The sequence below is a fragment of the Paenibacillus sp. OAS669 genome, assembly GCF_014873645.1.
GTDB lineage: Bacteria > Bacillota > Bacilli > Paenibacillales > NBRC-103111 > Paenibacillus_S > Paenibacillus_S vulneris.
Window position 1 is genome coordinate 237,213 of the sequence record NZ_JADBDR010000003.1, and the last position, 20,130, is coordinate 257,342.

At 50.3% G+C, this 20,130-nt stretch carries 18 protein-coding genes; 13 read left to right on the forward strand and 5 right to left on the reverse strand.

Annotated features, from left to right (window positions below):
• Nucleotides 1-162 precede the first annotated feature (162 nt).
• On the reverse strand, nucleotides 163-1,089 hold the full coding sequence (locus GGC63_RS08970; RefSeq protein WP_192701995.1) for a DMT family transporter: 927 nt from the start codon (nucleotides 1,087-1,089) through the stop codon (nucleotides 163-165).
• Between the two features lie 119 nt (nucleotides 1,090-1,208).
• On the opposite strand from GGC63_RS08970, the gene GGC63_RS08975 reads away from it, so the two are divergent.
• Nucleotides 1,209-2,594, forward strand: a complete 1,386-nt coding sequence (locus tag GGC63_RS08975) for a PLP-dependent aminotransferase family protein (protein WP_192701996.1) — start codon at nucleotides 1,209-1,211, stop codon at nucleotides 2,592-2,594.
• A 258-nt stretch (nucleotides 2,595-2,852) separates the two neighbouring features.
• Here the strand turns inward: GGC63_RS08975 and GGC63_RS08980 are convergent, their stop codons facing one another.
• Nucleotides 2,853-3,416: a nucleotidyltransferase domain-containing protein gene (locus GGC63_RS08980; RefSeq protein WP_192701997.1), complete on the reverse strand. Its 564-nt coding sequence runs from the start codon at nucleotides 3,414-3,416 to the stop codon at nucleotides 2,853-2,855.
• A gap of 249 nt (nucleotides 3,417-3,665) precedes the next feature.
• On the opposite strand from GGC63_RS08980, the gene GGC63_RS08985 reads away from it, so the two are divergent.
• From GGC63_RS08985 to GGC63_RS08995, 3 genes are all read left to right on the forward strand, one after another.
• On the forward strand, nucleotides 3,666-4,250 hold the full coding sequence (locus GGC63_RS08985; RefSeq protein ID WP_225948065.1) for a TetR/AcrR family transcriptional regulator: 585 nt from the start codon (nucleotides 3,666-3,668) through the stop codon (nucleotides 4,248-4,250).
• A 186-nt stretch (nucleotides 4,251-4,436) separates the two neighbouring features.
• Nucleotides 4,437-7,622, forward strand: a complete 3,186-nt coding sequence (locus tag GGC63_RS08990; protein WP_192701998.1) for a bifunctional cytochrome P450/NADPH--P450 reductase — start codon at nucleotides 4,437-4,439, stop codon at nucleotides 7,620-7,622.
• 464 nt (nucleotides 7,623-8,086) lie between these two features.
• On the forward strand, nucleotides 8,087-9,178 hold the full coding sequence (locus GGC63_RS08995; protein WP_192701999.1) for a M24 family metallopeptidase: 1,092 nt from the start codon (nucleotides 8,087-8,089) through the stop codon (nucleotides 9,176-9,178).
• 147 nt (nucleotides 9,179-9,325) lie between these two features.
• Here GGC63_RS08995 and GGC63_RS09000 read toward each other — a convergent pair whose 3' ends face one another.
• Nucleotides 9,326-9,955 carry an SGNH/GDSL hydrolase family protein gene (locus GGC63_RS09000; RefSeq protein WP_412973859.1) on the reverse strand — a complete coding sequence of 210 codons (630 nt, stop codon included), beginning with the start codon at nucleotides 9,953-9,955 and terminating at the stop codon, nucleotides 9,326-9,328.
• A gap of 184 nt (nucleotides 9,956-10,139) precedes the next feature.
• Between GGC63_RS09000 and nagZ the strand changes: the two genes are divergently transcribed.
• From nagZ to GGC63_RS09015, 3 genes are all read left to right on the forward strand, one after another.
• Nucleotides 10,140-11,384 carry a beta-N-acetylhexosaminidase gene (gene nagZ / locus GGC63_RS09005; protein ID WP_225948066.1) on the forward strand — a complete coding sequence of 415 codons (1,245 nt, stop codon included), beginning with the start codon at nucleotides 10,140-10,142 and terminating at the stop codon, nucleotides 11,382-11,384.
• Between the two features lie 553 nt (nucleotides 11,385-11,937).
• Complete coding sequence (locus GGC63_RS09010; RefSeq protein WP_192702001.1) at nucleotides 11,938-12,510, forward strand: hypothetical protein; 573 nt, start codon at nucleotides 11,938-11,940, stop codon at nucleotides 12,508-12,510.
• A gap of 401 nt (nucleotides 12,511-12,911) precedes the next feature.
• A complete protein-coding gene (locus GGC63_RS09015; RefSeq protein ID WP_192702002.1) occupies nucleotides 12,912-13,397 on the forward strand; it encodes a DUF2798 domain-containing protein in 486 nt (161 codons plus the stop codon).
• Nucleotides 13,398-13,682: 285 nt separating this feature from the next.
• Here GGC63_RS09015 and GGC63_RS09020 read toward each other — a convergent pair whose 3' ends face one another.
• Nucleotides 13,683-14,681: a cation diffusion facilitator family transporter gene (locus GGC63_RS09020; RefSeq protein ID WP_192702003.1), complete on the reverse strand. Its 999-nt coding sequence runs from the start codon at nucleotides 14,679-14,681 to the stop codon at nucleotides 13,683-13,685.
• Between the two features lie 268 nt (nucleotides 14,682-14,949).
• On the opposite strand from GGC63_RS09020, the gene GGC63_RS09025 reads away from it, so the two are divergent.
• From GGC63_RS09025 to GGC63_RS09050, 6 genes are all read left to right on the forward strand, one after another.
• On the forward strand, nucleotides 14,950-16,095 hold the full coding sequence (locus GGC63_RS09025) for a sulfite reductase subunit alpha (protein ID WP_192702004.1): 1,146 nt from the start codon (nucleotides 14,950-14,952) through the stop codon (nucleotides 16,093-16,095).
• Between the two features lie 240 nt (nucleotides 16,096-16,335).
• On the forward strand, nucleotides 16,336-16,962 hold the full coding sequence (locus GGC63_RS09030) for a hypothetical protein (RefSeq protein WP_192702005.1): 627 nt from the start codon (nucleotides 16,336-16,338) through the stop codon (nucleotides 16,960-16,962).
• Between the two features lie 90 nt (nucleotides 16,963-17,052).
• Nucleotides 17,053-17,427: a hypothetical protein gene (locus tag GGC63_RS09035; RefSeq protein WP_192702258.1), complete on the forward strand. Its 375-nt coding sequence runs from the start codon at nucleotides 17,053-17,055 to the stop codon at nucleotides 17,425-17,427.
• Between the two features lie 59 nt (nucleotides 17,428-17,486).
• Nucleotides 17,487-18,485, forward strand: a complete 999-nt coding sequence (locus tag GGC63_RS09040) for an aminoglycoside phosphotransferase family protein (protein ID WP_192702006.1) — start codon at nucleotides 17,487-17,489, stop codon at nucleotides 18,483-18,485.
• 156 nt (nucleotides 18,486-18,641) lie between these two features.
• Entirely contained in the window at nucleotides 18,642-18,812 is a 171-nt protein-coding gene (locus GGC63_RS09045; protein ID WP_179136123.1) for a hypothetical protein, read from the forward strand.
• A 33-nt stretch (nucleotides 18,813-18,845) separates the two neighbouring features.
• Nucleotides 18,846-19,346 (forward strand): NUDIX hydrolase, encoded by a 501-nt coding sequence (locus tag GGC63_RS09050; protein ID WP_192702007.1) that lies wholly within the window; start codon nucleotides 18,846-18,848, stop codon nucleotides 19,344-19,346.
• Between the two features lie 24 nt (nucleotides 19,347-19,370).
• Here GGC63_RS09050 and GGC63_RS09055 read toward each other — a convergent pair whose 3' ends face one another.
• Entirely contained in the window at nucleotides 19,371-19,943 is a 573-nt protein-coding gene (locus GGC63_RS09055; RefSeq protein ID WP_192702008.1) for a DUF421 domain-containing protein, read from the reverse strand.
• Between the last annotated feature and the right edge of the window lie 187 nt (nucleotides 19,944-20,130).

A 20,130-nucleotide genomic window follows, 5' to 3' on the forward strand; every position in this document is an offset into this window, starting at 1 on the left:
GGTAATATAGAATGCATAAAAAGAGGGGATGAATGAAGCTTCAGCTTAAAGGTGTCTTCAAGCTGGTACTGATCGTCAAGCCTGAAAGCCATTTTTTCATAACTACACCGCCCGCCTTATATCTGTTTATGAAAGTACACACGCATTTAAAGGGTTGGTAGTTTATTTTTTGACGGCAGCCAATCGGGCTTCCGCTGCATGACTCCTGGACACATGCCAAATTCCTAAGAAAACAAAGGCGCTGCCTACAAGGTGGGCCGCCGAGACCGGCTCCTTCAGCACGGCATAAGACAGCAGTAACGTGCTGACGGGGATGCATCCGGTATAGACGGCGACAGTTCCCGCAGATACTTTGGCAACACCGCGGAACCACAGGATATAGGCGAGAGCAGTGACGAAAACGCCGTAGTACAGCAGCATACCGAATTCCTTCAGATGAATAGAAGCGAAGTCATATTGGTTAGCCTCGACCAGTGCGAACGGGGTAAACATCAAGAAGGAGAACAAAGTCACGTAAGTTGTTCCGACCAGGGAGGACACGCTGCTTGCCGTCATTTTCCGCAGAATCGTGAGCATCGCTTCCCCGCATACAGCCGCCAGAATGAGAGCCAGACCGAAGGAGGAGCCCGCCGAGTGGGGCGAAAAGGCTGATACGAACCAGGCCGGAGCTTGAATGCTGATAATCCCCAATAAGGAACACGTTACCCCAATGAGGAGTCTAGTCGTCAATCGTTCCTTCAAGAAAATAAAGGACAGAACGGCTACGGCCGCCGGAGTCAGGCTGGTTACGATGCCGGCCTCGGCGGCTGGTGCGGTTTTTAAACCGTAAAGCAGCAGCACGCGGAACAGGAACATCCCAAGGAACGCTTGTAAAAGTAAATACAGCAAGTCTTTTTTGGCCAGTGAAAGACTGGCGCTACGGCTCATCCATACCATCGGGACCAGCAGTATCAAGGCGATGGCAAGGCTTATGGATTGGGATAAAAAAACGGGTAGCTGCATCGTGGTCCATTTGCCTGCTACGACAGAGCTTCCTATAAGAACAGCGGCGGCACTCAGCTCCAGGTAAGCGGTAGTTCGAACGTTCATCCGTTAAGCATCTCCTTTTACTTTGGGTTCTTCTTACTGTAGCAGGCTGTAACTGGTTGTTGGTAGAGCCAGTAATTAGTAGTTTTGAGAGTACCACTTTAAAAAGGAGGGATCGGCCTTTGTGGTTTTCTATTGATAAGCAATCACGGTTGCCCATGTTCCGGCAGGTGTTTGAAGCCTTCCGAGGCGCTATTTTGTCCGGCAGGCTGCCGGCGGGTTACAAGCTTCCCTCCACGCGGGAGCTGGCCGGGGAGCTGCATGTTTCGCGCAACGTGATATTGGAGGCGTACGAGCTGCTGCTGGCCGAGGGCTATATTACAGGACGCCAGGGGGCCGGAAGCTATGTAGCGGAAGGAGCGCGTTTACTCGGATATCGGCCTTCGAATCCTAAGAAATTAGCTGAGAATGAGCGTGCAGGGGCTGACTCGGCTGAGGGTGTGATTTCGTTTCGTACCGGACTTCCAGCCGTCGATTTATTTCCTTTAAAGCAATGGGGCGCCCTTCTTCAGAGCGTGTGCATGGAGGCTTCCACGTCGCAGCTCGATTATGGAGATTGTTCAGGGAATCCGGAATTGCGGCGGATATTGGCCGATTATTTGTGGAGGATGAGGGGCGTGATTGCCAAGCCGGAACAGATCCTTGTCACCAATGGCGCCGTGCAGGCTCTGGATCTTATCGTGAGGGCGCTGCTAGCGGAAGGAGATGAAGCGGTAGTTGAAGATCCGTCCAATGAAGATTTGCGGACGATTCTGACCTCGACAGGCGCTGTTCTGCACCGGATCCCGGTGGACGATTCGGGCATGCTGACACAGAGTCTGCCCGCGGACAGTAGGCCCAAATGTATTTATGTCACGCCCTCGCATCAGTTCCCGTTGGGAGGAATCATGCCAATCCAAAGGCGGATCGAGCTGGTGGAGTACGCCCGCCGCTGCGGGAGCTACATCCTGGAGGACGATTACGACAGCGAATTCCGGTTCGACGGCGCGCCGGTTCATTCCTTGCAAAGTCTCTGCACGGAGAGAGTCATCTACATCGGGACCTTTAGTAAAATTATGTTTCCTTCACTTCGGATCGGTTACATGGTCTTGCCCGAGCCGCTGGTTCCATTGTGCAGGAAGCTAAAGAAGCTGACCGATTACCAGACGCCTAGCCTGGACCAGCTGGCTCTGGCTCGATTCATGGAGGCGGGCTATCTCAACACCCATATCCTTAAAATGAAAAAGCTGTACCGCAAGAGGCGCGAGAAGCTGGTCGAGGCTTTGCATAAGGTGGTGGACATGCCCTTCCGGGTATGCGGCAAGGCTGCCGGCTTGCATATGGTCATACAGTTTAAGCATCCGTTTCCAGAAGGCTTGAGTGATGCGCTGCTGGAGCAGCAGGTGGCTGTAACGGTGCTGCCGGACAACCGGATGCTGCTGGGTTACGGTCATTTGAATGAGGAGCAAATAGAAGAAGGGGTTTCCCGTATAGGCAGGGCTCTACAGGTTGGTGCCGGAGTTTCTTAGACAGATGGCTGATCGGGGGATGAGAGAGTGATAGAAAATAACACGGCTTTGTTGGTAAGCGAGATTCCTTCGGAGACCGAAGCCTCCGGTAATGCGATCAAATCGGGTATTGTCTTAAGCCTTCCAGCCCTCCTTCATCCAACCTCCGATTGGTTCAAGAACATAGGAGCATAGCGTTTCCAGCTCCTCTTTGGAGCCGGGTGAAGCGAGGCACCGTTCAAGCAGTTCGGCTATACTGACGTTGCGGCTCTTTATTTTTTAAAGCTGGTATTTGGGCTTTACAGCCCACCACCGGCGAGTTACAAATAACGTATTGACACACTCCTGAAGGATCACGAAGGATAGCCATTCTTTTTCCCGAGCATCGATAATATCGAGATAATCTTCCCATAAATCGGTTAGCTGAACCCGGAGTTTTCTCGTTTCATCAGCTGATGGAGCCTTTGGGCCCTCATGATAGAAACGGTATGCCAAGGCTTGCAATTCCCGCCATCTCCCGCTATCACCGATTAAGCATCGGCCAGTGGCCAACATAATAGTAATGGTGGCGATGTTTCCCTTGCGTTCGTAATCCTTAACAACATGCTCATACCATGCCCAAGGCGCGATCATGATTTGGAATTCACGTCCGCAATAGTAAATGCTTTCTCTTTGAAAATGATCGAACACGCCGATATAGCATAAATCGACGTCACTGTGTTCTGCCGCTTTTCCAGACGCATAGGAGCCGCACAAAACAACGGTCTCCACGTCTTCTCTTTGGGATAAATCGTGCTGTAAAAACTCGCTGATGAAGTCGTTCGGATGAGCCAAAACTATCACCTCTTTCCCTCCATATTACCATAATGTGGAACTCAATAGTGTGGCTCCTTTCCGCGGCGTATTAGCATGTGTGCTCGATAATCGAGCTGATCCCTTTAGCGTATTTTATCATCAAAGGCATTTTTATCATTATTAATTTCTGCTAAATGTGGTTGAAGAAGCGCAGAAGTTGCAATCATTGATGAGGCTGATTTACAATAAAAAGGTGAGGAATGAATATTCATTCATTTCCTGGAAGGAGGGCGATAGATGGAAGCGACGTTAAGCAAGCGGGATAAAATCATGGAGGCCGCCCTCGTCTTATTCGCGGAGCGGGGATATGACGGGACGACCGTACCGATGATTGCTGACAAGGCGGAGGTTGGAACGGGCACGATTTACCGGTATTTCGAGAACAAGGAGGCACTGGTGAATGCGTTGTTTCAAGACTGCGTCCAAGGTCTCCATGACACCGTGAAGCGGGATTATCCCGAAGCAGGCGGTGTGAGAGAGCAGTTCAGACATGTATTTTTCGCTATGGTTCGTTTTGCCAAGGCGAATATCCACGGCTTTTATTTCGTTGATACTCATAGCAATGCGAGATATTTGGACCCGGAGAGCCGGGAGTCGTTTCGTCAATTGATGGATTTTCTTCATGCTTACGCCGCTGCAGGCATTCAACAAGGGATCATTCGTCCGTCACAAGCGAATGTATTGATTGCGATTGTGTTTGGTGCATTTGCCAAGGTGTTCAGCCTGATTCGCGCCGGAAAGCTGACGGAAACTCCGCAAATGCTCGGACAGCTGGAGGAAAGCTGCTGGGATGCGGTCAGTGTCCATGGGAAGAACGTCTGAACGATGCATGGAAATGAAGGAATTGTGCAGAATGCTAAGTCTGCGTAGTTCTGAACCGCATGCGGAATGAATATTCATTCCTATGGTTGCTTTTGCATAATCAAGCACTTTATTGGCAAATTAACTAGATGAACCTACGACTTGATTTCATGTATGATAAAGTCTCCATTGGAAAGGATGAACTCTATGACTCAACCCGAATCTGTTACGATCCCCCAACCCAAAACCTTCGGACCGCTCGGTAACCTGCCTCAACTGAACTTGGATGAGCCGGTTCAATCATTGGTCAGGGTTGCTTATGAATATGGTCCTATCTTTCGATTCGATATGCCGGGAAGAAGCGAAATCTTTATTTCCAGCCATGAGCTGGTAGAGGATGCCTGTGACGAATCCCGATTTGATAAAAGAGTATGGGCACCGCTCAGGAAGGTGCGTGCTTTTGCGGGGGACGGCTTGTTCACAAGCGAAACGGAAGAGCCCAATTGGCGCAAGGCGCACAATATTTTGCTGCCGAGCTTCTCGCAAAGAGCGATGCAGGGCTATCACGGCATGATGGTCGATATTGCGGTTCAGCTCATTCAGAAATGGGCGCGGCTGAACCCCGATGAAAGCGTCGAGGTTCCCGAGGATATGACCCGCTTAACGCTGGATACGATCGGGCTTTGCGGCTTTAATTACCGGTTCAACAGCTTTTACCGCGAACAGCCGCATCCTTTCATTACGAGTATGGTGCGCGCATTGAACGAGGCGATGAATCAGCTTCAGCGTCTCGGGCTGCAGGATAAGCTGATGGTCATAACGAAGCGGCAGTTCAAACATGATATCCAGGTGATGAACTCGCTTGTAGATAAAATTATCGCAGAGCGCAAAGCCCATGGAAGCGAGGGTGACGATCTGCTGGCCCACATGCTGAACGGAAAGGACCCGGATACGGGAGAGGCGCTGGACGATGAAAACATCCGTTATCAGATCATTACGTTCCTGATTGCCGGGCACGAAACGACCAGCGGACTGCTTTCCTTCGCCCTATATTACTTGCTGAAGCATCCCGATAAGCTACAGAAGGCTTGCGAGGAGGTCGATCGGGTGTTTAAGGATCCCGTTCCGACCTATGGACAGGTACGGGAGCTGAACTATATCCGTATGATTCTTAATGAATCGCTGCGCTTGTGGCCTACGGCTCCCGCGTTCTCGCTCTATGCGAAGGAAGACACCTTATTGGCCGGGAAATATCCGATGAAGCAGGGCGACAGCGTCAGTGTCCTGATCCCGAAGCTGCACCGGGATGTTGAGGTGTGGGGCGAGAATGCCGATGAGTTTGTGCCGGAGCGCTTTGAAGATCCGAGCAAGATTCCTTTTCATGCCTACAAGCCCTTCGGCAACGGACAGCGCGCGTGTATTGGACAGCAGTTCGCACTGCAGGAAGCCACACTTGTTCTGGGCATGGTGCTCCGTCATTTTGAAATCATCGACCATACGAATTATCAGCTGAAGGTAAAAGAGACGTTGACGCTGAAGCCGGAAGGCTTCACGATGCGTGTTCGTCCTCGCGGCGCCCAAACGGTATTCTCGACTGTAGGCACGGCCCCTCAAGCCGAAAAGCGGTCTGCGCAGCAGGAAGAGCCGGCAGCGGCCGTCGAGGCGGCTCACCAAACGCCATTATTGGTGCTGTACGGCAGTAATCTCGGTACTGCCGAAGGCATCGCCAGGGATCTGGCGGATAAGGCCCGTTATCAGGGCTTCCGCAGTGAGGTTGCTCCGCTCAACGATTACGTAGGCAAGCTGCCCAAGGAAGGAGCCGTATTCATCGTCACGGCGTCCTACAATGGCAAACCGCCAAGCAACGCCCGTGAGTTCGTGCAGTGGCTGGAAGGCGTGGAGCACGGCGAGTTGAACGGGGTCCGTTATACCGTATTCGGCTGCGGCGACCATAATTGGGCAAGCACGTACCAGCATGTTCCGCGATTCATTGACGAGCAGCTGCAGGCCAAAGGAGCGACGCGTCTGGTCGTGCGCGGAGAGGCTGACGCGAGCGGCGACTTCGAGAAGCAGGTCGACGATTGGAGCGAGCGTCTGTGGCCGGACGTCCTCCACGAAATGGGCTTGAAGGCCATCAGCAAACCCCAGCAGGAGACCAGCACCTTAAGCATACAGTTTGTCAGTGGCTTGGTTGGCACGCCTCTGGCGGACAGCTACGATGCGACGCTAGCTACCGTTGCCGAGAACAGGGAGCTGCAGAAGGAGGGCAGCGAACGAAGCACAAGGCACCTGGAAATTGTCCTGCCCGAGGGGGTCACTTACCAGGAGGGGGATCACCTCGGCGTGATTCCGGAGAATTCGCCGGAGCTGGTTGACCGTGTGCTGCGGCGCTACGGGCTGAGCGGCAGCGATCACCTCATCATCAGCGGAAGCGGCCGCAGCGCGGCTCATCTGCCGCTGGACCGGCCGATCAGCGTCCATGATCTGTTGAGGCACAGCGTGGAGCTGCAGGAGGCGGCGACACGGGCACAACTGCGGGAGCTTGCAGCCTTCACCGTTTGCCCGCCGCACAAGAAGGAGCTGGAGGCGCTCTTTCAGGAGGAGGCCTACAAGGAGCAGGTACAGAGCAAGCGTCTGACGATGCTTGAGCTGCTCGAGCAGTACCCGGCTTGCGAGCTGCCCTTTGAACGGTTCATTGAGCTGCTTCCGCCGCTCAAGCCGCGGTATTATTCAATCTCGAGCTCGCCCAAGCTGCAGCAGGATAAGGCCAGCATTACCGTCGGCGTCGTCAGGGGACCGGCTAGAAGCGGCCGCGGAACCTATTTGGGTGTAGCTTCGAACTACTTGGCAAGACGCGAACCGGGTGATGCCATCGTCATGTTCGTCAAAACCCCTGAGTCGGGCTTCCAGCTGCCCGATAATCCGGAGACCCCGATCATCATGATTGGACCCGGAACGGGAGTAGCGCCGTTCCGCGGCTTCCTTCAGGCAAGGCGTGCCCTCAAGCAGGAAGGAAAGACTCTGGGAGAGGCGCATCTGTATTTCGGCTGCCGTAATCCTGAGCAGGATTATATATATCAGGAGGAGCTGGAGCAGGATCAGCGCGACGGACTTGTGACGCTTCATACGGCGTTCTCCCGAGTGGAGGGGCAGCCACGGCAGCATGTCCAGGATCTAATGAAGCTCAATGCGGCACAATTCATCGGCGTTCTCGAACGGGGCGGCATGCTATATGTGTGCGGAGACGGAAGCAGGATGGCACCGGAGGTCGAAGAGACGATGAAGCAGGCGTATTGCGAGGTCAAGGGAGTATCGGAAGAAGCAGCCGGCGATTGGCTGCAAGTCTTGCAGAAGGAAGGACGTTACGTGAAGGACGTCTGGTCAGGAGTATAGGCCATTCGGAGACCCGCGCTATGATTTCGCGCGGGTCGAGTCTGTTGAAAAACCTATAGAACTTGAAATATAGCCGAGATACTCCAGCGGGGTATACCCCTCCAGCCACTATTGAAACCCGTGAATTGGATTGGATTTAGCGGTATTTTCACGGATTTCAAAGGTGGACGTAAACTCTTCCGAGGCATATCCCGCCTCCTTATGTTGCACAGTTCTCGCAAAAGGTTTTTTCAACAACCTGGACCCGCGCTGTGGTTTTTGCGCGGGTCTTTCTCATTTTATTTAAATCGGGACTCTCCGCGATGCACATGAACTTCCGCTTTAAAGCTATGCTCCGCTTGTGAAGGGGACTGCGCAGTGAGGAAGCAAGGGTCTCGCTTATGATACAATAGGTGTTAAAGAGTGAGTGAGGAAACACCGCCTGACGGCCTGGATGCCGAAGGCAATTGAAGGAGGCTGAACAGATGAACGACCGTATCAAGAAGCTGTATTCTCTTCTGGAAGATGAAGCATTGGATGTTCTGTTTATTACGCTGCCTAAGCTGGTTTATTATTTTACCGGGTTTTATTCGGACCCTCATGAGCGCTTTATGGCGCTAATCTGTGCCAAGGGCGAGGAGCCGATGCTGATGGTTCCCGTGCTGGATTACGAGAAGGCTGTGCGTTCAACGAGCTTAACGCGCATCGTTTCGCACCAGGACACGGATAACCCTTATGAGGTGCTGAAACGCCATCTTGGGAACGGCATATCCCGTATGGGGATTCAAGCCGAGCATATGAATGTGAAGCGGTATCTCGCCTTGAAGGAAGCGACGGGAGCCGCGGAGATCGTTCAGCTGGATGACCGGATCGCCGATTTCCGGGTGATCAAGAGCGAGCAGGAAATCGCCTCGATACGACGGGCGATTCAATGTATAGAGGAGGCCGTACGGGATACGGTACAGCTGGTTAAACCGGGGGTAACCGAAGTGGAGCTTGTTGCGGAGCTGGAATATCGCATGAAGCGCTTGGGGGCCGAAGGACCTTCGTTCGATACAATGGTATTGACCGGTGAGAAGACGGGTCTGCCCCACGGGGTACCGGGAACGGACGCCGTCCGTGAGGGAGAGTTCCTGCTCATTGACGCCGGTGTTTTCGTGGAGGGTTATGCGTCGGATTTGACGCGTACCTTTGCCGTAGGTGAAGTGAGCCCGCGTCACAAGGAGATCTATGAAACGGTGCTTCAAGCGAACCGAAGCATGATTGAGGCTGTTCGTCCGGGAGTTCCCTTCGGCAGTTTGGATCATGCCGCAAGAAGCGTTATTGAGAGCAAAGGGTACGGGGAATATTTCATCACCCGGGCAGGACATGGCTTCGGGCTCGAAATCCACGAGTATCCTTCCATTCATGGCGGCAATACGGATTTGGTGCGACAAGGCATGGTGTTCACGGCGGAGCCCGGAATTTATATGTCGGGACTGGGCGGCGTCCGGATTGAAGATAATGTATACGTCACTCAGGCAGGGGCGGAAGTATTGACAACTTATCCGAAAGAGCTGACGGTTATCGGAGTCTAGGCTGCAGGCGGCCGCCGTGATATCAAGTGCTTTCATGAAATAAGGGCTGTCGCTTAATCCGCGGCAGCCCTTGGCGTTGATCTTGCGATTCCGGTGAAGGAATCGCCTACATAGTTTATGTGTATCGAATCCTAGTAGAATACAGGATTATTGTTCTCCATTCCAGGAGAAGCCGACAGCGTTAAGGAATGCTCTGGCCAAGGTCATATGGCCCGCCATGTTCGGATGAACCCGGTCCCAGGCCAACGTTGCCGGATAAATATGCTCCAGCACAGGCTTGAACGCCTCCTGCGTGTCAACGAAGACAGCGCCGTATTGGTCGGCGATTTTTTTGACGACGGCGCCGTACCGGTCCATAGCGGCTCTCATGCCATCATTGGGATTAGGCTCGATGTAGTAAGGAGTCATCAGAATTAGGCCCTTCAGGGAAAGCTTCGTACGTTCGATCAGCTCGCGCAGCGTCTGCTCGTACTCCTCTATGTACACATGCTTTTCAACAAGCTGCGGCAAGTCATATTGACGCCATACATCGTTGATGCCGATCATGATCGACAGCCAATCCGGCTTCAAATTCAGTACGTCGGTTTCCCAGCGGTCTTTCAGGTTACGCACGGTATTGCCGCCGATGCCCATATTCGTCACACGGATGCCCAGCTGCGGATAAAAGGATTGAAGGAAGGCATCGACCAAAGCGACATAGCCGTTGCCGAGCGAATCGTTACGGCCTTCCCCTTCCGGTTTTTTTCGGCCGCAATCCGTGATGGAGTCGCCAATCATAACGAGTCGATCTTGTTTTTGAAATAGCAATGCAGATTCATCCTCTCTTAGGTTGAGTTATTTAACTTAGTATTCTATGTTTAACAACCGTTTCCTTCTGGAAATGGAAACGTTTTTGGATCATTGGATTAAATCGGCGTACAGCTTGCCAGACTAACAAGAGGAAATCCATGGAGGTGAAGGAATGAAAGGATCGCTGCTGCACAGGATGCTTAACTGCACATTGGCATTCGGCCTGATTATAGTTTCCGGCTGTACGACTGCCCCCAGGCAAGGCAGCACGGAGACCGCACCGCCAGCCGTATCGCCGAAACCGACAGCTGCTCCGGATCCGATTCAGGATCTGGTGAACTCGATGACCTTGGAGGAAAAGCTCGGGCAGATGGTGCTGTTCGGAGTAGAAGGAACCGTACTGGATGACACGACCCGGAACCATATTACGAAGGACCACGTCGGCGGCTTTATTTTTTTCGGACCTAATATCAAGGATAGTCATCAGGCATGGAGCCTGTTCCAATCGATGCAAAAGGAGAACGCATCCGCCAAGCTCCCTTTATTGCTGGGCGTCGACCAGGAGGGCGGCAGGGTATCGCGCTTGCCTAAGGAGCTTCCCGCCTTTCCTGCAAGTCAGGCTGTTGGAGCTGCCCAGGATCCGGACTATGCCTATAAAGTGGGGAGCACCCTCGCCCACGCTCTGGGGGCCTTCGGCTTGAACATTGATTTTGCCCCGGTGCTCGATGTGAACAGCAATCCGAACAATCCGGTCATCGGGGACCGATCTTTCGGTTCCACGGCCGAAGCAGTAAGCAGGATGGCGATTCCGGAGATGAAGGGAATACAGTCCGGCGGTGTTATTCCGGTTGTCAAGCATTTTCCCGGGCATGGGGACACGTCTGTTGATTCTCACAAGGAGCTTCCCATTGTTCAGCATGATCTGCAACGACTGAGAAGCGTCGAGTTCGCACCCTTCGCCGAAGCGATCCGCCAAGGAGCCGATGCGGTGATGGTAGCCCATCTCCTCGTCACGAAGCTGGATCCGAAGCTGCCGGCATCACTATCTCCTGTCATCATTCAGCAGTATTTGAGGGGAGAGCTGGGCTTTAAAGGCGTCGTCATCACCGATGATATGACGATGGAGGCTATTGGTTCGACGATGCCGATCGATAAGGCGGCTGTGCAAGCCGTTCAGGCGGGGGCGGATATCGTCCTGGTCGGACATGAGCCTGCGAAGGAGCGGGCCGTGCTGAATGCGCTGCTGCAAGCGGCGCGCGAGGGAGCTCTGAAGCAGGAAACGATAGACGCGAGCGTGTATCGGATCGCCAAGCTGAAGACCAAAGCGAAGCTCACCAAGGAAAGCGTGCCGGAGCCGAATATTGCAAAGCTGAGCTCAGACATGAAATCGGCTTTAAAGAGAGAAGCGAAAAAGTGAATGAGTGTGCGGCTGCCAATCGGCAGCTTTTTTTATAGTAAAGGGATCAGTCCGTACTCCTGCGTTCTGCCCTTCTGCTTCTGCTTCTGCTGACAAGCATGAGCCAAACCACCGCGTTGCCTCCCAGGAGCCCTAGCGAACACAGGGTGAAAAACATCCACATGCTAATGCTTGCATGGTTCTTGTCCGATATAAGCAGATAAAGGGTGATAGCGAAGGAGACGAAGAAGGCGAATAGAAGGCATAGGATGATACGGGTGCGCTGTTTTATGGCCGCATTCAAATGGAATTTCACTCCTTTGGACCGTTCTAACGGGGAACCGCGTGAAGTTGCTAACTTGCTTCATACAAAAAAAGAGACCCACTGGCAACGGGCCGCGGGTCTTAAGGTTTATATATTAAAAAGGGGGTCAGGTATTAGTATAGCCCAGCAACATTAAAGGAAGATGAATGGTATATTTCAGTTTTATTACAAATGAAAACCAGCGCTTTTTCCAATTGAAGGGGAGGGATTATTTTCCAAGCGTCGAATTGATCTGGGAGGGGTGATAGGATGTCGAATGAACATGGAATCGTTATGGTTATTCAATTGAACGACAAAATAATGCCGGTAGATAGAGCGGAGCTGTATGAGGATCCGTTGGATGAATTTCTCTGCTCCAATAACTACGGTGAAATCATCGGAGGAGGGACGATGCAGTCCCAGTCGGGGGAAATTCTGTTCTGCGATATTGAAATTCAACTTCATAGCGGGAACGATCGCGAAATGATTATCCGTAAAGTGATTGAAATCCTTGAAGACGCGGGCGCTCCCAAAGGATCGCATCTCATGATTGAAGATTCAGACGAACGCATTGACTTTGGCCAAAAGGAAGGACTGGCGGTTTATCTGGATGGGGTCCATCTTCCTGCCAACGTTTACGCGGAGTGCGATTGCAATGTCGTATTAGAGGAGTTATCCGCACTTGTGGGATCTAAGGGAGAAGTGGAACGGTACTGGCAGGGGAATACCGAAACGGCTTTATATTTTTACGGGGATTCCTTTGAGGAGATGAAAGCTTCTATATCCGGCTTTATCCATACTTATCCGCTATGCCAAAATGCAAGAATTGTCCAGATAGCTTAAACAGGATTCATTCGAGCAGACCATGGGAAATGATTTTGAGTCTGGGGGAGCAGCTATGGTGATTTTTGGCTTTAGTGCCATGTACTTTGTTCCGGTATTCAGCTTTCTCTTTGTGTGGATATTCCTGAAAGCCATAGAGAAAATCGTTCATAAGAGAAAATACACCGCCGAGTTGTTTTGGAGCTGTACGATGTTTGCATTAACTATGTGGACGATTAGCGTAATGACCATCCTTCAATGACCCGCAGATAATGAAATAGCCGCAGAATCCAATACGTAGAGCAGGTACCTCAGTGGTCTGCTCTTTTTTGTTTTGCTGAAAATTCACAAAACGTTCACTTATGAGAAAAATTTCGTTTCGCTATACTTACAAAGAAAAATAAAAGAAGGGAAGAAAGGATTTGCCTACGACGAAAAAGCAAGGGATTTGTTTTGGACTGATGATGTGCTGCGGAATGGTTATAGCAATGACCTTCTATAACCTGCTGATGAATGATTTGCTTAGCGGCATGACGTTTATGAAAGGAATGCTCCAGCTTATTGTAACCTTCCTGGTTGCTGCAGCGTTGGAGCTGCTGGTGGTGAGCCCGATAGCCGGGAAGGTGGTTTCCAAACTGCCGTTTGATAAGAGCAAGAAGCTGCTGCTGATCCTGGCCATGTCCGGCTGCATGGTGCTTGGCATGGTAACATTCATGTCGTTCTACGGCCTGATAACGGCTTCTATCAATAATGGACTTCCTTCAGATTCCTTGATAAAAAGCTACCTTTTGATTTTTATTAAAAATCTGGTATTCGCTTTTCCTCTGCAGTTACTGATCATGGGGCCGCTAGTCCGTTTTTTATTTTCCAAGATGGTTAGAGCCCGGCAATCTTTAAAAGCAGCTTAATTCCAAACCATTCTTGGAATAAATCTCATCATGAGCTGGCATATGCCGCGCGGCGGCCTGTGCGAATACAAAGGGACAGCTGTCTAAGCAGGCAGCTGTTCTTTTTGTTTGCTGAAAAATCTCTCATATATTCTGAAATTTCCTGCCTCCAAGCAGGCAGCAGCCAGCAGCCAGCAGCCAGCATAGTTGAGCGAACGGGCTGACAATTACTGCTCGAGGCCAGCACAAAAAACGGCATTGACATGGATGGTATCCATATCAATGCCGCAGCTTTTTCCTTAATCATTAAGCAAATTCGTTAAGAACCTCAGGCGTCCAGTCTTTGACACCGTTATCTTCAATAATTCCTAACACAACATCCGTAATATCGGGATCAGCTATCAGCTTATCCTGAACCCGAAACTTTATATCGTCAGCATCGGCCAAGGTTAAGCCTTTGCGTAATTCTATCATAGCATCGACGTGGTAATAGCGTCCCTCCTGGGTAATCCGGAGGTCGTTAATGTCGGTTACATCTTTGTCGGAAAGAATCAGCATGGCGACCCTCTCAGCTACATCACGGGGAGCAGCTACACCGATTAAGCCTACCATATTGTCATAACCAACTCTAAAGGCTACGCCTACCATTAATAAGCCGATAAGGATGGTAACGACCCCATCCAACGCATTAAAGGCCGTCAAAGAGGTGATCAGCACGGCTGCCAAAGCTAATACCGCGCCCGTAACAGCAACCAGATCCTCGTAAAACACAAGACGAGTAGGAGGCGCTGAGCGGCCCACGTGTTTAAAAGATGAAAAAATAAATCCGAATCCCTTGGTTTCGACCCGGGCTTCCTTCGTAATTTCCTTCATCGCTTTCAACAAGATAGCTCCGTCGACGGCAAGGTTAAACAATAACGCTCCGATATTTAACCAGAATCCTCCGCCGGCCTGAACGGGATGCTGAAGCAAATGCCATCCTTCGCGAATCGTTTCGTAAGCCATGATGCTTACTACAATCACAGCTATCATACAAAAAATGTTAATCACTCGTCCGAATCCCGTAGGGAACTGCCGGGTAGGTTTTTTCTCCGCAAGAATACTGCCTGCGAATACAAAGCCTTGGTTAATGCTGTCCGCCAATGAATGCATGGATGAAGCGAACATAGCTCCGCTGCCGCTCATGGCAGCACCTACACCCTTGACTGCGGCAATCAAAGCGTTGCCGATCATCGCCAGTGCAGAAGATTTGTTACCTTTCTTCAGTAATTCCAATAAATTTTCTCGTTCCGGTTCGGGGTCCATTGTTTCCTCCTAAAGTATTTGGAATTCATTTGAACATTCCTAAGCCCAGCCGAGTTGTAAGCTTAGGCTTAGTTCTATCATATACTACGAGCAAGGGCTGGGGAAAGTTTCACAACAATTTATATATCGGCCTGCTCGTCCTTTTTTGACAGATTAAGTAATAAAACCATCCTTTTTGTCAATAATAAGAAAATTTACGTGAAAAAACATATCTGATTTTTCATTCTTGTGGTATCCTACTTACAAACAACTTTTAGAGGTGAAATCTATGCAATCGACTGTAGTGCCTACAACCTATTCAAGAACGAATCCGTTCCAAGCCAAAGTAATTAAAAATGTAAACTTAAACGGTGCAGGCTCCAAAAAAGAAACGAGACATCTCGAGCTCTCGTTAAAAGGATCCGACCTTTCATATGTTCCAGGTGACTGCCTTGGTATTCTTCCTACCAATGATCCGGAGCTGGTAGCTTCCATTCTGAGCGAAATGAACTGGGATGGAGATCAGCCTGTTGCCGTGAGCAAGCAAGGGGACACTCTGCCATTAAAAGAAGCGTTGTCTACCTACTTTGAGCTCACATTGTTGTCGAGAAAAATGCTCCAGCAGGCGGCTGAATTTACCGATAACGAGAAGCTGAAAGCGATGGCGGCCGACGCGAATCAATTGAAGGAATATACCGAAGGCCGTGATTTTCTTGATATGCTTCGGGATTTCGGTCCTTGGAAAGCATCTGCCCAAGAGCTGGTTGCCTTGTTGAGAAAGATGCCTCCGCGGCTGTATTCCATCGCAAGCAGCATTGCCGCCAATCCTGAAGAAGTGCATCTGACGATCGGTGCGGTGCGTTATACGGCCCATGGACGCGAACGCAAAGGAGTTTGCTCCGTACAATGCGCAGAGCGTCTTCATGAAGGCGACACGCTTCCGATTTTTATTCAACAAAACAAGCACTTTAATCTTCCGGAATCTCAGGACACCGATATTATTATGGTAGGTCCGGGAACAGGAATCGCGCCATTCCGCTCCTTCATCCAGGAGCGTGCGGTGAGCAAAGCGTCCGGAAGAGCATGGCTGTTCTTCGGTGACCAGCATGCAGCGACGGACTTCCTGTACCAAAGCGAGCTGGAAGGATATCAAAAGGACGGCGTGTTGACTCGAATCGATGCTGCGTTCTCCCGTGATTCGGAGCAAAAAGTATACGTTCAGCATAAAATGCTTGAAAACAGCAAGGAAATGTTTGCATGGCTGGAAGGCGGAGCTTGCTTCTACGTATGCGGTGATAAGCAGTATATGGCGAAGGACGTTCACAACACTTTGATTGATGTCATTGAAAAAGAGGGCTCCATGACCCGCGAAGCGGCTGAAGCGTACCTCAATACGATGCAAGAGCAAGGACGTTACCAACGCGACGTGTACTAAAATGCATAGTGCTTCGTAGGGGCTGACCCAATAGCTATAAGGAGTGACCCTTATTTCCGCAGGTGCGGTTTAAACTGGTCACTCTTTTTTTCTGTTAAAGAAGCAGACCGCAATTTGACCATTTTTGGATGGATATGGTATTATCGTTCTCGTCCGGAAACAGCGGATCGCGCGCCTCCTGGGGAAAGCACCTTGGAGGCATTTTATTTTTCACGGAAGACATGGGGGGCTATACATCAGATGAAACCATTAGTAATCGCCGCAGCTTGCATTATACTCTTAGCAGGGTGTCAGCCTAAAGAGCAGACTGCTGCACCAACCACAAGCCAGGCCGGAGGCACAGAGACCGCAAAGCAAGAGGGGGAAGCACAGAAAGTCCAAGTGGATAAAGGGCTCTTGAACGTCGAAATCACTCTTCCGGCATCTTTATTTAAGAACCAGGATATGGACAAAGTCATCGAAAAAGCAAAGGCTGACGGGGTGAAGGATGTAACCCCAAATCCGGATGGTTCCGTCACCTATAAAATGCCTAAATCGGTCCATGCCGAGATGATGAAGAAAATGGAGAAGAACATCACGGATTCCGTCCAAGATTTAAAGAGCGGCAATAGCTTCAAGTCCATTAAGGATGTCACTCATAATAAATCTTTCTCCGAGTTTACTTTGATAGTGGATAAGAGCGCCTACGAAAAAAGCTTTGATGGTTTCGCATCCATAGGGCTTGGCATGAGCGGCATGTACTACCAGTTGTTTAATGGGGTTTCTTCGGAAAAGCTGAAAGTGTCCATCCAAATCAAGGACGAGGCAACAAAAGAAGTGTTCAAGACGATAGTGTACCCGGACGCTTTAGACCAAATGAAAAAATAACGGACAATGCCCTCACCTGGATAAGATCTTAGTGGGGGTATTTCGTTGCTAAGCTATGATACTAATGATTTGATGAAGGATGTGATTCGGATGTGCCGCTACGGGATGTACGGTCCATACAAGGATATTTTCGCTTGTTTTGCCTGCCGCAAAGTGTTCAAGCAGACTTCCCGTTATGAGCTAAATCAACCGGAAGCCCAGAACAGACATTACAACTGTCCCCAATGCGGGGAAGTCATGAAGGATATGGGGCATGATTTTAAGGCGCCTAGACAAAATGACCTTAAACAATGGCTGAAGGTCGAGCAGCTGTATCAACACGGCTTTACTTATCATTCCTGCGGATGCGGGGGACCCGGGTACAGACCGGCGAAGCTGTCGGAGGTAGAAAAGTTCATAAGAAGCCGGAAAGACTTTGCCTCTGAAGGAGAACGCTTGCTGCACAATTTGACGGTCAAGATATAACCTTACTGCGAACTGCCGCTGTGAAAATGGATTATGATTAAGCCAAAGGGGGAAAAGGGATGGACCTGCATGCCGCCGAGAAGCGAATGAAAGAATGGGCCGCCGCAAACTCATCTTCCTTAGGGTTGAAGGGAGCGGATACGAAGGCTGAGTATATTTGGAATCCGGGAGGATTCGTCAATCAGTCCTATCGGATTTCCGACGGGGAGACGATACGGCATGTCAAGCTTTCAACGGAAGAAAATGCTTCTAGTCTTAAGCAATGGACCCTGATCAGCGAGTATCTGTCCCATCCATATCACGCCCCCCGGTTGGTGGGAGAAGTGACGCAGGAGATCCTGCCCGGGTATTCATATGGCCTGGTGTTTGAATATATTAAGGGAGAGCCGCTAAGCTCCATTTCCAATCCGGATCTGGTCGTGGAGAAGCTTCTGAACGTACTGAAGCGGCTGCATTCCGATGCAGAGATACGGCGCAGAATCCCAGGGAAGGCGAAGGGGCGCTCTTATGCAGAGGCCTTTATAGAGGAATACGTAGCCCGTTTCGAAGAGGATATGCAGGTCATCCGAGCCAAGCGGCACTTGCTGGCCTTTGTGACGGACAGCTCTTTAGATTGGTTTGATCATGAAGTCGAAGCCTTGAAGCAGATGGCGAACCGAAACGAGGCTTTTCAGAAGCAAGCGCAGGATATCGTGCATAACGATTTGAACTGGCAAAATGTTTTAGTCGAGGATAGTGGTCATTTTTGGATTATCGATTGGGATAACTTGGTGATCGACGGGGACGCTGCGATGGACTACTCTGTGCTTCTTTGGCCGATGGTTCGCTCCCCCAAATGGCCTTGGTGGAAGGAGAGGGTCGTAGGTTTGGCAGGGGAAGAGCTGCTTGAGAGAATGGAGCTTTACTTCAGAGCCAAGCTGCTGGATGATGTTATTGATATTCTTGCTGATTACGTGGAGGCGGAAAGCATACCGGAGGTCAAAGAAAAGACGCAAAGACGGGCCAAAGAAATCCATCTTCATGCCTATCCCGAGTATGTTAGATTGTACGCAAAATAACATCATGTACTGACATAGTAGACCCATGAGGCTGCTGGAATCATCCGGCGGCCTGTTTTTACATAACTGCCACTTGAAAAAAAGATCATTTACATAAGAACAAATGTACGATATTGTTATTGGGTAAATATGGAATTCGCTTTCTAAGGGAGGGCATTGTATGGGGATTCAATCGGTGATTCATCATCAGGTACCTGTTCAGAGCTTCAGCAAAAGCTGATCGATAGCGGTATTACAGCGACCTTGGAGGATGGCGGCGGATGCGGGTGGTGGCTGTATTTTAGCGATATCGACGGTAACCGGTATTTCGCAGCCGAGGACAAATAAGGCTCTTAATTTACCTATTTCATGGAGGTATGGATGACAGAACCTAAGGAAGTATGGCACCGCCATTTAGGAGCGTATGGGATTTGCTTGCGTCAGGAGGATTTGTTAGTGATCCGAAAAGGGGGCGGCCCCTATATCGGGCGTTACGATCTTCCGGGAGGTACTGTAGAGGAGTATGAAACCTTGAACGATGCGGTGATAAGAGAGTTTGTCGAGGAGACAGGGTTGAAGGTACGCATCGAAAGGAATCTCGGTGTGTGCGACTATATAGTTCCCTATGCATTGCGTAAAAAGGGAACCTCTCATATTCATCATGTGGCTGTATTTTACCTGGTTCAAGAGCTGGGCGGAGTGTTGGCGAAGCCTGACACTTTTGATGGGCAAGATTCTTTAGGTGCCTTATGGGTTTCCATTCGAGACATTACGGAAGATAATGCATCCCCGCTAGTTGTTCAGGCCGTGGAATGGATAAAGAAAGGGCAGCTGCCTGTTGAATCGAAAAGGCTGGATGATTGGGTTGTAATTAGCAGCTGATCGTTCGGGAAAGAGCCCGAAGGCTTATTGAAGCCTTGGCGGAATCTCGCGGTCATGCCGGTCCTTGCTGACTTCTGTAAAAATATTGGGAGACGGGGCTGGCGTTCCGAGCTTCACTCCCAGCATTAGCTCCAGATCGCCTCTAGTTACAGGCTGGGCGTGGGGCATCAGCTCATATCCGAACTCTCCATTGTCTTCGATTGTACCGGTCTTTACGTTGCGGATGCTTGAAATCCCGGCGATTCTCAGCCGTTTCTCCAGATCATCTACGGACATGCGAAGCTTCTTCAGGTTATCCAACACCATTTGTCCTTCCGAAATGACAAGGACGGATTTGCCTTTTAATATCGTTTCCGAACGGTTCCAATGAAGGGTGAGAAATTCCATAGCCACTAAAAATGCAATGAACGTCGCAGCGGCTAATAAGGAATAGCCTATGCCTTTGCCGCCGACCTCCGAACCAAGAATAGCACCGATAGATAGCAGAATAACGATTTGAGGCGTCGTCATTTGAGATAAAGATTTTCGTCCTGCCAATCTTAAAAATACGGTCCCCATAGCCGCCAATATAAGCGAATTAACAATAATATTCCACATATGCCGCCCTCCGAATGTTAATTTATTACAGTATTATTTGCATCTATGGGGGGCGCTTATGCATTGCTACAGCTATGAGGAACAGCAGAGGCAGCTTGCTTTTCATAAAATAGGCGCAGTATATAACTTTAATCTAGTGAAATGCGTCTATGGTTTAGGAAGAGCTTTCAGAACTGAGAGGGATGAT